At 69.4% G+C, this 13,162-nt stretch carries 10 protein-coding genes; 7 read left to right on the top strand and 3 right to left on the bottom strand.

What is annotated here, in order from left to right; all coding sequences use genetic code 11:
• Positions 1–87: 87 nt before the first annotated feature.
• On the bottom strand, positions 88–1,512 hold the full coding sequence (locus PPSIR1_RS33755) for a hypothetical protein (RefSeq protein ID WP_006975740.1): 1,425 nt from the start codon (positions 1,510–1,512) through the stop codon (positions 88–90).
• A 108-nt stretch (positions 1,513–1,620) separates the two neighbouring features.
• Here PPSIR1_RS33755 and PPSIR1_RS33750 point away from each other — a divergent pair, with 108 nt between their 5' ends.
• Both PPSIR1_RS33750 and PPSIR1_RS33745 read left to right on the top strand, forming a co-directional pair.
• The gene (locus PPSIR1_RS33750; RefSeq protein ID WP_006975739.1) at positions 1,621–2,454 is read left to right on the top strand and encodes a sulfite exporter TauE/SafE family protein; all 834 of its coding nucleotides are present in this window, start codon (positions 1,621–1,623) and stop codon (positions 2,452–2,454) included.
• 33 nt (positions 2,455–2,487) lie between these two features.
• Entirely contained in the window at positions 2,488–3,045 is a 558-nt protein-coding gene (locus tag PPSIR1_RS33745; protein WP_006975738.1) for a hypothetical protein, read from the top strand.
• Between the two features lie 332 nt (positions 3,046–3,377).
• On the opposite strand, the gene PPSIR1_RS33740 is transcribed toward PPSIR1_RS33745, so the two are convergent.
• On the bottom strand, positions 3,378–4,058 hold the full coding sequence (locus PPSIR1_RS33740) for an MBL fold metallo-hydrolase (protein WP_006975737.1): 681 nt from the start codon (positions 4,056–4,058) through the stop codon (positions 3,378–3,380).
• 260 nt (positions 4,059–4,318) lie between these two features.
• Here PPSIR1_RS33740 and PPSIR1_RS33735 point away from each other — a divergent pair, with 260 nt between their 5' ends.
• The 3 genes from PPSIR1_RS33735 (at position 4,319) to PPSIR1_RS33725 (ending at position 9,384) form a co-directional block, all read left to right on the top strand.
• Positions 4,319–6,400 (top strand): ATP-dependent helicase, encoded by a 2,082-nt coding sequence (locus tag PPSIR1_RS33735; RefSeq protein ID WP_006975736.1) that lies wholly within the window; start codon positions 4,319–4,321, stop codon positions 6,398–6,400.
• Positions 6,401–6,562: 162 nt separating this feature from the next.
• Complete coding sequence (locus PPSIR1_RS33730) at positions 6,563–7,774, top strand: hypothetical protein (RefSeq protein WP_157596250.1); 1,212 nt, start codon at positions 6,563–6,565, stop codon at positions 7,772–7,774.
• 74 nt (positions 7,775–7,848) lie between these two features.
• Positions 7,849–9,384: an OmpP1/FadL family transporter gene (locus PPSIR1_RS33725; protein WP_006975734.1), complete on the top strand. Its 1,536-nt coding sequence runs from the start codon at positions 7,849–7,851 to the stop codon at positions 9,382–9,384.
• Positions 9,385–10,276: 892 nt separating this feature from the next.
• Here PPSIR1_RS33725 and PPSIR1_RS49700 read toward each other — a convergent pair.
• Positions 10,277–11,095 carry a hypothetical protein gene (locus PPSIR1_RS49700; protein WP_006975733.1) on the bottom strand — a complete coding sequence of 273 codons (819 nt, stop codon included), beginning with the start codon at positions 11,093–11,095 and terminating at the stop codon, positions 10,277–10,279.
• 293 nt (positions 11,096–11,388) lie between these two features.
• On the opposite strand from PPSIR1_RS49700, the gene PPSIR1_RS33715 reads away from it, so the two are divergent.
• Together PPSIR1_RS33715 and PPSIR1_RS33710 are read left to right on the top strand one after the other, a co-directional pair.
• A complete protein-coding gene (locus PPSIR1_RS33715) occupies positions 11,389–11,907 on the top strand; it encodes a hypothetical protein (RefSeq protein ID WP_157596249.1) in 519 nt (172 codons plus the stop codon).
• A 197-nt stretch (positions 11,908–12,104) separates the two neighbouring features.
• Entirely contained in the window at positions 12,105–13,076 is a 972-nt protein-coding gene (locus PPSIR1_RS33710) for a PDZ domain-containing protein (protein WP_006975731.1), read from the top strand.
• Positions 13,077–13,162: the final 86 nt, after the last annotated feature.

The raw sequence follows: 13,162 nt of genomic DNA, 5'->3' as shown, positions 1-13,162 counted from the left end.
AGGAGCGGCGACACAGCCATTCGGGTTCCAGTGCCGCTCCCAAACCCGGCACGGACTTCGGACACGCGGTACTAGGCCCGCCGAAGCTCACAGCGGGTTGTGATAGCCGACGTCGAGGGGGTCGGCATCCGCCGTCGCCCCGTCCACCGACCAGTCCGGCCCGAGGTAGAGGTTCGCCGGCAGCGCGTAGCTCGGCGAGGGCTCGAGGACGTGGACGCGGTAGAGGTCGGCGTAGGGCCCCATGAAGTGGGGGAAACCAAGCATCGCGTCCGGCGTGACCGCCCCGGGCATGGCGTGGGGGTCCCAGCCGTGGCCAAAGCCCGGGTCGCAGCTGGACGGATCGACGCCCACGCGGTTGTCCCACAAAAAGGAGTCGTGGTTGATGATCGAGGGGCAGCCCGGGTAGTAGCTGCTGGTCGAGAACACCTTGCCCCAGTTGTTGGCGAACACGGTGTGGTCGACGACGATGCCGCCCCCGCCCGCGCCGTCGAGGTTGATCACGATGTCGGTCTGGTTGTCGATGATCGTGCTCGCCTCGAGGCTGACGAGCTTGGAGCTGCCGTGCTCGAGGATCCGCCCGGGGGTGTTGTGGCACGAAGGACCGCCGCCGCAGGCCGACCAGGGCAGCAGCACGCCGGGGTTGGGGACCGAGTCGTTGTCGTAGATCAGCGCGTTGCGCAGGCTCAGCGAGGCGTGGTCCTGGACGTTGAAGACCTCCGGGTCCGTGGGCGAGCCCGGCCACATGCGCAGGTTCCCCGCGACGATGGTGTGGTCGAACACGGCGTCGGACTCCCCGCGCAGCTCGACGCCCTCGACGTTGGACACGATGTAGTTGTGCATGGTCGGGCCGAAGTCGCTGCGGACCTCGAGCACGGGGCCGGGGGAGCCCTCGCTGAACACGGCGACCTCGTTCCAGGTCGCGGCGAAGCCCTCGGCGAGCACGTGGGGCGCCCCCGAGTGCGTGCCCTGCAAGCTCATGCCGCGCCCGCTCTCGGTCACCGCGACCCAGACCAGGTCGAGGCGCGAGTCGCCCTCGGCGTAGATGCCCGCGCCGTGGCCCCCGATGTCGGTGTAGCGGCCATGGGCGTGGGAGCCGATCACGATCACCCGCGAGTCGATCACCGCCACGCCGACGTCCTCGCCCGCGATCTGAGCGAAGCCCTCGAACAAGATCTCCCGGCTGTTTTCGATGGACACCGCGGCGCCCGAGTAGCTGCTGGTCAGGGTCGCCGGGCCGTAGCCCCACAGCTCGGCGGAGAGCACGTAGATCTGGTCGAGACCGTGGATGGTCGTGCTGCCCTGGGAGCAGCCCCACGCGGGGCAGTAGACCTCGATGACCGAGCCCGGCTGGTCGCAGCCCCCGGAGCTCAGGGCGTCGTCGATGCTCGGGTGGGGCATGCCGAAGCTGCCCGTGGGGTCGACCTGGCAAGTGGCGGCCTGCGCCAGCGCGGGCGCGGCGAACAGGGTGATCAGGGCCGGGAGGACGAAGGTGACGGTAGACGGGAGTCGCATGGCTGGCTCTCACTCCCGTGAGTCCGGGCGGGGCCCGGAGGGATCGCGGCGATCGAGATTTTTTCTCGCGTCGTTCTCAACGCGCGAAAAAAGCCGTAGCGTGCCCCCGTGGTGCCCTCCCTGCTCGCCGCTGGCCCGGACTGGAGCGCGCTGCTCGGCGGGCTGAGCCTGACCGGGAGCCCGGGCCTCGACGTCGCGATCGTGCTGCTCGTGGGCGCCCTCGCTGGGGTGATCAACTCCATGGCCGGCGGCGGCTCCTTCCTGCTGATCCCGACCCTCGTCGCCCTGGGCCTGCCCGCGACCACGGCCAACGGGACCATCCGCGTGGCCGTGCTGGCTCAAAGCGGCGCCGCGGTCGCGACCTTTCACAAACGAGAAGTCCACGACTACCCGCTGACCAAGCGCCTGGTGCTGCCGATGATCGTCGGGGCCCTGCTCGGCTCGCTGCTGGCCACGCGCCTCGACGACGCCGTGTTTCGCCCGGTCATCGGCGTGTGCCTGCTGATCTGGGCGGTGATCTTGCTGGTCCAGCCCGACCGCTTCCTCAACCCGCCCGAGCAGACCCGCGAGCCCGACGCTCGGACCGCGGCCCTGGCCGCCGCCGTCGGGCTCTACGGTGGGTTTTTGCAGGCCGGCGTGGGCTTCCCGCTCATCGCCCTGCTCAGCGTGCACCTGGGCTGTGACCTGGTGAAGTCCAACGCCATCAAGGTCGCCCTGGTGCTCGGTTACACCCTGATCGCGCTGCCGGTTTTTGCCTTCGCCGGCCAGATCGCGTGGGTCCCGGCGGGGGTGCTGGTGATCGGATCGATGGTCGGCGCATGGCTCGGCGCGCGTTGGCAGGTCGCCAAGGGCTCGTCCGTCGTGCGCTGGTTCGTGCTGATCATGGTCGCCCTGGGCGGCGCGCTCATGCTCGCCCCCCTGGTCCGCTCCCTGTTCGGCTGACGGTCCGGAGAACTTGGGCTAAAACTGGCGACCATGCGCCGCTCGGAGCTCGCACCCTTCGCCGCCCTCGCCCTCGCCGGAGCCCTGCTCGGCTGCCAACCCGTCGAGGACGAGGCCGCCAAGCCCGACGCCAAAGCAGACGCCAAAGCAGAGGACTCCGGCGCGACCAAGAAGGAAGCCGGGGTCGAGGCGCGCCCGGCCGACCCCGCCGCTCAGCCCGTCGAGACCCCGCCCGAGCCCATCGCCAACGGCACGACCCGCGAGGGCGAGCCGCCCAAGTGGTACGACGAGTCGCTCTACGCCGACGCCAAGGTCGTCCGCAAGGACCGCACCGAGACCATGCTGTCCGGGGGCTACGCCTCGGCCATGGTCCTCGAGCTCGCCGAGGGCACGAGCACGCAGCAGTGTATGGCGCAGGCCCTGGCCGAGATCGCCAAGGAGATGGGCAAAGATCCCACACAGCTCGACGCGCCCGAGGGCAACGACGAGCGGCTGATGGCCAAGGGCACGGGCAGCGGCTACGAGTACGTGGTGGTCTGCGGTGAGGCCAAGGGCAAGCAGACCATGTACCTGAGCTATACGCGAAGTTAGAGCACTTCGTGCTCGAACTTCGCTCTGGTTTTGATGGCGGGACCGTGGCCGGTCCCGCCCTCGGGCCGGGCGGACCCGTCCCGAGCCTCCCACCCCCTGCCCGGCCCCCTTCGGGGCCGTTGGTTTGGCGGGGGTGAGGTCGGCTTGGCGGGGGTGGGGTCGGCTTGGCGGGGGTGGGGTCGGCTTGGCGGGGGTGGGGTCGGCTTGGCGGGGGTGAGGTCGGCTTGGCGGCGAGTCGCGGGTGCGACTCAGGGAGTGTGAAGTTTTCACAGTCCCTGTCCATTTTAGCCGTCGTGGACGACGCCACGCCCTCCCTGCCCCACGTCCACGACTCAGTTGGGGACGGGGACCTTCTTGTAGGCACAGAATGCCTCGAGGGTGTCGGCGAGCAGCGCGGGGTTGTTGACGAACTCCCACATCAGCGTGCTCGTCGGCGTCTTGCCGTAGTCGTGGCCCGGGTAGACGCGGGTCTCCTCGGGCAAGCTGCCGAGCTTGCGCTGGAGGGTGTGGACCATGGCCGCCGGGTCGGAGCCGGGGTAGCTGACGCCGCCGCACGAGCCGACGAAGAGCACGTCGCCGGTGATCAGCGCCTTGGCCTCGGGGCCGTACCAGCACACGCAGCCGGGGGTGTGGCCGGGGGCGTAGACGGCCCGCATGCGCCCGTCACCGATCGCCACGTCCTCGCCGTCTGCCACGGGTACGATCTTGGCCCGATCGACGAACGCGCTGGCGACCTCGACCTCCGCGGGGTGGCAGCGCAGCGTGGCCCCGGTCTCGGAGAAGGCCTCGTCGAGGCCGGCGACGTGGTCGTCGTGGGTGTGGGTCAGCAAGATCGTGTCGACGGTCCAGCCGCGCTCGCTGGCGGCGGCGAGCAGGCGGTCGACCTCGAAGGCGGGGTCGACCAGGGCCGCGCGCTTGGTCTGCGGGCAGCCGATCACCTCGCAAAAGTTCTGCAGCAGCCCGACTTCGAGCTGCACGACCTCGAGGGTGGAGAAGGAGGCCTGGGCGGTCACGGGCGCAGCACAGCAAAAGCCCGCGCGGATCTCAAGCCGGCGCTAGAATGGATGCGTCGTGCGCGTCCACCCGGAGTCGCCGGGCCGCGGGTCGCCGCCGGGATCCGCCAGCGCCGTGGCGGTGATCGGCTCGATGCGGATCGCCGCCCAGCCCGAGTGAGTTCGGTCCAGGCCCCGCGCCGGGCTTCTCCGAGCCTCCCCAGGCCCGGACCCGCCCTTGCCGCGGCGATCGCAAACCCGTAATTGTCCTGGCCGCGGTCATGGATCTGTCCAGCCTCAACCCCGCCCAGCGCGAAGCCGTGCTGCACACCGAAGGCCCCCTGCTGGTCCTCGCCGGGGCGGGCTCGGGCAAGACCCGGGTGATCACCCACCGCATCGCCCGGCTCATGGAGCTCGGCACCCAGCCCGAAGAGATCGTCGCGCTCTCGTTCACCAACAAGGCCGCCGAGGAGATGCGCGAGCGCCTGGCCAAGATGGTCGGCCGGGCCAAGGCCAAGGCCCTGGTGCTCGGCACCTTCCACAGCCTCGGGGCCAGGATGATGCGCGAGGACCCCAAGGGCTTCGAGGTCCCGCCGCGCTTTCAGATCCTCGACCAGGGCGACGTCAACGGCATCGTCCGGGCCCTGCTGCGCGAGTACGGCTTCCACGGCGGCAGCGCCAAAAAGCGCTGGGACATCAACGCGATCGTCCAGCGCATCAGCCTGTGGAAGAACGACTTCCTGAGCGCCGCCGAGGTCAAGCGCAAGGTCTCGTCCAACGACTACGACGAGATCGCCGCGGAGCTCTACGAGGCCTACGACGACCGCCTGCGCGCGCTCGCGGCCGTGGACTTCGACGACCTGGTGTGCCGCATCGCCTTGATGCTCCAGGACAACCCGCTGACCAAAAAGCGCTGGCGCCGGCGATTTCGCTACCTGCTCGTCGACGAGTACCAGGACACCAACACCGCGCAGTTTCAGATGCTGCTCGAGCTCCTGGGCGAGGACCAGAACCTGTGCGTGGTCGGGGACGACGACCAGGCCATCTACGGCTGGCGCGGGGCCAAGGTCGCCAACATCCTCGGCTTCGACCTCTACTTTCGCAACGCGAAGGTCATCAAGCTCGAGGCCAACTACCGCTCGCGGCCGCCGATCACCACCTGCGCCAACGCGGTCATCGCCCACAACACCTCGCGCCACGACAAGGAGCTGGTCCCCCAGCGCACCGGCGGCGAGAAGGTCCAGCTCGTCGTCACCCGCGACGGGCCGTCCGAGGCCAAGTGGGTCGCCGACAAGATCTACCAGCTGATCCACGAGCGCGGCGCGAGGCCCAAGCACTGCGCGGTGCTGTACCGCTCGAGCCGCCAGGCCCGGGCCGTGGAGCAGAACCTCCAAGAGCACGGCCTGCCCTTTCGCATGCTCGGCGGGCAGCCCTTTTACGACAAAAAGACCGTCAAGGACGCGACCGCCTACCTCAAGCTGCTGGTCATGCCCAGCGACGACATCGCCGTGCGCCGGGCCCTGGACACGCCGGCCAAGGGCATCGGGCGCAAGACCGTCGAGCGCATGAGCCACTGGGCCGAGGTCCACCAAAAGCGCCTGGTCGACGCCATCTACCACGCCAAGGAGATCGAGGGCATCACGGGCCGCCCCCTCGAGTCCCTCGAGCGCTTCCACAACCAGCTGCGCCACGCCCAGATCGCGGCCAGCCGCGGCTCGGTCAAGGACGCCCTGCGCGGCTTCCTCGACAACGTCCGCCTGCGCGACAGCGTGCTCAAGGAGACCGGCTCGGGCGAGGCCACGAAGGTCCGCTGGGACTCGGTCCAGTTCCTGCTCGACAGCGTGGGGCGCTTCGAGGAGCGCGCCTGGAACCAAAAGGGCAAGCCGCGCTGGAGCGACTACCTGGGCAACCTCGACCTCAAAAAGAAGGACGAGGACGAGGCCGTGCCCGACGCGATCACCCTGTCCACCTTCCACTCGTCCAAGGGCCTCGAGTGGAGCCAGGTGTTCATCATCGGCGTCGAGGAGGGCACCCTGCCCCACAAGCGCACCGACGCGCCGCGGCTGTCCGACGCCATCGCGGGCGATCTGGAGGAAGAGCGGCGGCTGTTCTACGTCGGCATCACCCGGGCCCGGGACCGGCTGTGGATGACCCGCGCCGCGACCCGCGTCGACCGCGGGCGCGAGCTGGAGATCAAGCCCAGCCGCTTCCTCGACGAGCTGCCCGAGCCGGACAGCGGGGTCATCGAGCACAACGACACCCGCGAGACGGAGAAGCTGACCACGGAGACCATGGAGGAGCTCGCCTCGGCCTTCATGAGCCAGCTTCAAGCCACGATCGCGCCGCCCGAAGACGCCTCGTGAATCGCCGGCTGAATCGCCAGCTGCGTCCGGCGACCGACGCGGTGGTCGTGCGAACGTCGCTCAGCCCCAAACAACGTTGATTCCCCGCCCATTCGCGCGATTGGGTCGTGTACCATCGAGATCCGCGTCGCCCTGGCGGCGCCCTTTCGAGGAGTGATCGACATGGCCCTACCTTCGAGCATCAAAGCCGCGACCGCGCTGAGCGGTCTCGGCGTCATCGCCTTCGCCCTGACCGGCTGCCCCGACCCCGAGGCGCGCTTCAACGAGTTCCTCGACGCGACCGAGGACGACCGGCCCATGGCGGACGACGGGGACACCGGCGAAGACACGGAGACCGGGGACACCGGCGGCCCCGAGGGCCTCCCGGACATGACCGGCACCTACCTCTTCGCCCTGGTCACCACCCTCGACCCCGAGACGCCCCTGCAGTTCGTGACCACCGTCGACATGACCGTCGCCGAGGACGGGCTCAGCGGCGAGGCCGACTTCACCTTCCAGCCCCTGAGCCTCGACGTCGGCTCCAAGACCGCGCCCCGCGAGTTCGTCGGCGACCCGCTCGTCTACGCCGGCATCCCGATCGACGCCAACGGCGGCTACACCATCGACATGGGCACGGTGCAGGTCACCGGCGCCGCCAACCCGATCACCGGCAGCGACATCGAGGCCACCTTGCAGGTGCTCGGCGAGATCGTCCACGCGAGCGCCTTTTGTGGCGACCTGAGCGGCGAGGTCACCAGCCCGCTGCAGTACGACCTCGCGGGCTCGACCTTCGGCGCGATCCGCCTGGGCGACGACGGCTCCGACCCGAGCGCCCTGCCGATCGAGTTCCCCTACCGCTGCGACATGGTCCCGCCGGCGGACCCGACCTTCCCAGACCTCAACGGCACCTTCCTCTACGCGATGGTGACCACCCTCGACCCCGAGACGCCGCTGCAGTTCGTGGCCACCGTCGACTTCACCTACAACGCCGACGGGACCGCGGGCACGGCCAACATCTGCTTCCAGCCCCTGAGCCTCGACGTCGGCTCCACGACCGCGCCCCGCGAATTCGTCGGCGACCCGCTTTGCTACGAGGACATCGAGCTGTCCGCCGACGGCACCTACGACATCGACATGGGCACGGTCATGGTCACCGGCGCGGCCAACCCGATCACCGGCAGCGACATCGAGGCGACCTTGCAGGTGGCCGGCGAGATCGTCCACGCCGACGCGGCCTGCGGCGACATGACCGGCGAGGTCACCAGCCCGCTGCAGTACGACCTCGCGGGCTCGACCTTCGGCGCGATCCGCCTGAGCGACGACGGCTCCGACCCCGCGACCTTGCCGATCGAGTTCCCCTACCGCTGCGACATGGTCCCGCCGGAGGGGGGTTGAAGCCGCTCGAGCACCCGACCCGCTCCCGCTGAGCTCAGCCCTTCCCGCTCCGACCTCTCCGACCTCCGACGACCATGACCAAGCTCTCCTCGACCCCCCGCTCTCTGCCCCGCCCCCGGCTCGCTGTCCTCGCCACCGCCCTCGCCCCCGCCGCCCTCGCGGCCGGCTTGGGGCTGTGGTCCGGCGACGCCGAGGCCTCGGGCATCGCGACCGCGCGCTTTGGCGGTGAGCACGGCCACCCGACCACCGAGAACGCGACCGGCATCTACTACAACCCCGGCGCCATCGCCCTGTCCAAGGGCACGCACATCTTCGCCGACGGCATCATCGCCCTGCGCGGGGTCACCTACACCCGGCCCGAGAGCGCCGTCGACACCCAGAACAACCTCGACAGCTCCCCCAACGTCTCGCTGATGGAGGCGGCCGGGGCCAACGACGGCTCGGCCAGCCTGTTCAACGTCGCCGGCGCGCCCTTCTTTGGCGTGACCTCCGACTTCGGCACGGACTTCATCTACGGCGGCGCGGCCTTTTACTACCCCTTCGGCGGCGGCGCGACGTGGAGCAAGAACGAGGCCTTCCAGGACAGCGAGCAGTTCCCCGGGGCCTACGACGGCCAGCAGCGGTGGTTCGCCATCGACGGCTCGCTGCGCTCGGCCTACATCACCGGCGCGCTCGCGTTCAAGATCAAGCCCGCGCGCATGACCATCGGCGTCAGCGGCAGCGCGATCTACAGCTCCCTCGACACGGTCCGGGCGCGCAACGCCGACGGCACGGACAACCTCGTCTCGGGCAGCAACCCCGACAACTACATCCTCAAGGAGGGCCGCAGCTGGCTGCAAGCCGGCGGCTGGCAGGGCGGCTTCGCCGTCGGCCTGACCGCCGAGCCCGTCGTCGACAAGCTGTGGATCGGGGCCTCGTACACCAGCCAGCCGGGCGTCGCCGGCGGCATGACCCTCAAGGGCACGCTGACCAACATCTTCGCGTCCGCCCCCGGCCCCGACGAGACGGAGATCGAGCTGACCCAGTCGATGCCCGACATCGTCCGCCTGGGCTTCCGCTACCGGCCCATCCCCCGCCTCGAGCTGCGCCTGTTCGCCGACTACACGCGCTGGTCCGTGATGGACAAGCAGTGCGTGCTGATCGCCAACACCGAGGGCCGCAAGTGCGACTTCGACAACACCGACACCGCGCTCTCCGACCCGGAGAACTTCGGCGCCTCGGGTGACGGCACCGTGGGCGTCACTCAGCACCTGCCCCGCTTTTGGAAGGACGCCGGCGGCGTCCGCCTGGGCGCCGGCTACTTCGCCATCCCCGACGAGCTCGAGGTCTACGCGGGCGTCGGCTACGACAGCTCGGCCATCCCGGCGCAGACCGTCGACCCGGTGCTCTTCGACATGGACAAGATCAGCGTGTCCCTCGGCGCGCTGTGGCAGGCCCACGAGCACTTCGCCATGGGCGTCACGCTGACCCAGATCATCTACTTCACCCTCGACACCGAGGGGCAGAGCGCCTTCGACGACTTCGCCCCGCCGACGCGGCAGCCGAGCGCGGACGGTGTCTACGAGCAGTGGCTCAGCGTCGGGAACCTCTACTTCGACGTCTCCTTCTGAGCTTCGTGTTGCGCTCTTTTGGCGGAGGTGAACACCCGCGAAGGTGTTCGTCTCCGCCAACGTAATTCTGCTTCGGCGCTGGACTGCGATGCTTGGTTGACTCCGACGGTGCAGTCGGACTGCGGTGCGCTCGTGGCTCCGGCGGTGCAGTAGGACTGCGATGCGTTCGTGGCTCCGACGGTGCTCCGCGGCCTATTCGGCGGGCTCCTCCCCACTCCTGCGCTCGAGCCGAGCCACACCTCATTGCTCTTCCAAGGCTGTAGGCAGCTCGGTGCTCGTCGCAGGGACCCCTCCCGCCGAGCGGCCTGCTGTGTATGCGCCAGAAAAATGCCGGGCTAACCAACACGAGGTCCGCGGCCGCCGGTTGCATCCCCACCAACCTCCACAACCAGCAAAGTCCCAGCAACCATGGTCTTCACCCCCGCCAAAACATTTCCCCTCGCCGCCCCGTGACCGGAGCCGCAGCGAGCGAAGCGAGCGTGAGGTGGATGAATCGCGCGCAGCGAAGCGAGCACGATTCATCGTCGGGGCGGACGCTGTCGAGGGCCTCCCGATAGCACCTCATGGGGAAAACCAGCCTGCTCTCCAACCCGGGCTGCACGCAGCAGTGCTTGGACAACCCCGCCGCACGCAGCACGCCTGCAGCAGTGCTTGGACAACCCCGCCGCATACAGCACAGTCTCAACAAACCCCAGAACCATGCAGCACGGTTCGACCAACCCAACAACCACGCTGCCCGGCTTCAACCAACCCCACCGCACACAGCCCAGTCAAACCAACCCAACAACCACGCTGTCCGCCTCAACCAGGCCCCCACGACTCCCCCCAATTACTTCAGCGGGTGACCAGCCCAACGCCAATCACCCGCCGAATCGACGATCTTCGGTGCAGCCTAGAACTTGCCCGCCACCGCGACACCGCCTCCGCCGCGCATGAAGGTCGGCGCGACGGCGGCCTTCTCGGGCGTCCAGTTCTCCCACTTCTTGTACTTGGCCTTGTTGCCGACGCCGACGCCGATCAGCAAGAGACCGAGCGCGGTGGTGGTGACGGCGGTGGGAACCAGGAAGTCGCGCTGGTCGCCGTAGCGGCAGGCCAGGCCCGACTCGAAGTCACACTGGGTGATCATGATCGAGGTGACGATGAAGCCGACGCCGAGGCCAGTGACGATGCCGCCGCTGATCAGCATGCCCTTGCCGTTCATCGGGTACTGCTTCTTGGGGCCCCAGGCGGGCTCCGGGGGACGCTGCGGGCCCTCGGGCATGAGGTCTTCCTCTTCCTCGCCCTCGCCCTCGGCGGCGTCTTCTCCCTCGCCCTCGGCGGCCTCGCCCTCGCCCTCGCCCTCGGCAGGCGCGTCGTCGGTGGCTTCACCCTCGGCTTCGCCTTCGGCAGGGACCTCGCCCTCGGCGCTCTCGCCCTCGGCCGGAGCGTCGCCCTCGGCGGCCTCACCCTCGGCAGGCGCGTCGCCTTCCGCGGGCGCGTCTCCCTCGGCGGCCTCACCCTCGGCAGGCGCGTCTCCCTCGGCGGCGTCCCCTTCGGCGGGCGCGTCTCCCTCGGCGGCCTCACCTTCGGCCGGGGCCTCGCCCTCGGCGGGCGCGGCAGCATCCGTCGCGCCCTCTTCGGGGGCAGCGAGGGCGCCGTTGACGGGCGCGACGCACAAGGCGGCGGCGAGCACGGGGGAGGTGAGACGAAGGCCGATCTTGGACGAGTTCATGACGCGAGTCGGTGCGCGAAGAAGCGCTGGCAGGGGAGTATGGCGTGGCAGGCCGTGGGCACACAACCCCTGGGGCCAGGGGAGCTTACGGCGTTCGCCCGATGACGCTCTCGACCCACGATAGGGGCTTTCCGTCGGGTTTTGAAGGGTGTCGTGGTGGAACCGGCTCCGCACCTTCGAGGACCGGCGGGGGAGCGGGCTGAACACACGGCCCGATCGGGCGCGGTGCAGCATCAGATCGCGCGAAAGCCCGGGCCGGGGCCCCCGTTGACCCGCGGACTATACTCATGCCCATGCCCACGCTCGCCGACATCGATGACCCCCGGCCCTCCCGCGTCCGGGGCTTCGCGGTCGGAGCTGCCGTCGCGGTCCCCATCGGCGCCGTGTTCCTGTGGTTCGCGATCGGTGTGCTCCCCCAGCTGATCCTCGACAGCGCCGTCGAATACGACGCTCGCCTGCGCCAGGAGGACGCGTACATGCAGTCGCTGTGCGCCAACATCAGCAAGGAGACCATCGATCGCGACGAGCAGCTGTGCGAGTGCGTCCTGGCCGTCGAGTACCCGGCCCTGGACTGCCGCGCGCCCTTCATGGACTGGAGCCTCGAGCGCATGGACGAGCGCTGCGCCGACGAGACGACCCACCGAGAGGCCCTGTCTTTTTGCAGCTGCGTCGACGCCATCGGCGACCAGCTCGAGGGCCTCGACCGCGAGGGCAAGGAGGCCCGGGAGATCATCCAGCGCTACGAGAACTGCACGGCCCTCGACGACGCGCTGTACTTGCCGGAGCTCACGGAGCTCGTCCCCGATGCCTGAGTCGTGGACGCGGGGCGAGGCTGAACCAGACGCCCAGTGCATGAGTCAGCACACGGGCTAGTGCGAGGTGACCGCCGAAATGGGCACGCGGTCCCGCCGTTGACGCGGCGCGGCGGCGCGTCCTACATTCCGCGCCACTCGCCGGTCGGGCGGACCCTTGCACCGCCGCCTGCCGAGGAGCCCTCGAGGAGCCCCCGATGTTGAAAAAGTTCACGCTCGCGCTGTCCCTGTTGCTCCCCCTGTCGCTGACCACCGCCACTGGTTGCGACACCGGCTTCACCATCCCCGACAGCGCCCTCAAGCCTGGCGGCGCCTACATCACCTACGTCCAGGAGACGGAGTGCGACGGCTGCGGCGCGCTCGAGCGCGGTGACCTCATCCAGGCCGTCGACGGCAACCCCGTAGCGACCAGCGCGGACATCCGCGGCATGAACCTGACCGACGGCCAGCCCCACGAGCTGACGGTCTACGACCGCAACGACAAGGCCGTCACCAAGGTCACGATCACGGCCAACCCCAACAACGGCATGCCGCCGCTCAAGGACGCGCCTCCCTTTTGGGCCGTGGGCGCCTCCGAGCTGATGGAGACCCCGACCTGGGCCCGCCGCCGCCTGTTCGGCCACGCCTCGCCGCAGCTGCTGCTCGTCAACGTCGACGGCGGCTTCGTCAACGGCCGCGACCTCTACGGCAAAAAGCGCCTGATCGTGTTCTTCGACTGGTCCGCCGCGACCGAGCGTCAAGACGGCGCGCTGATCATGCAGGTGCTCCAAAAGGCCCAGGCCGACCTCAACGCCGCCGGCGTGGACCTGGTGTTCGCCCAGATCCGCCACCCCAACGAGCGCGCCCGCGCGCCGATGAACGACACCGACCTGCGCCAGTTCTTCACGGACAACCAGGTCAACGAGCCCGGCGTGGGCCAGCTGCCGCCCCCGCCCATGTACCGCATGCCCAACAAGACCGAGGACAACCCGACCCGCGTCCTGGGCATGGAGGGCGCGTTCACCTACCTCGAGGCCATCGGCGAGGCCCCGAACATCTTCGTGATGGACGAGGGCGGCGTGATCCGCTGGCACTCCGCCGGCAAGACCCCCGACCCTTCGGGCGAGATCAAGAACGAGACGGTCTACACCATCAACGAGGCCGTGCTCTTCGCCCTCAAGAAGCTCTGAGCCGCGCGCGAGCGCCCCTCGCCAAGGAAGGCCGCACCGGTTCGTGCGGCCTTCCTTGCGTTTGTTGGGGGCGTCGCTCGCAAGCT

The organism is Plesiocystis pacifica SIR-1 (genome assembly GCF_000170895.1).
Taxonomy (GTDB): Bacteria; Myxococcota_A; Polyangia; order Nannocystales; family Nannocystaceae; genus Plesiocystis; species Plesiocystis pacifica.
The sequence above is the reverse complement of the archived record's forward strand: the minus strand, read 5'-3'. Positions and strand labels throughout refer to the sequence as shown.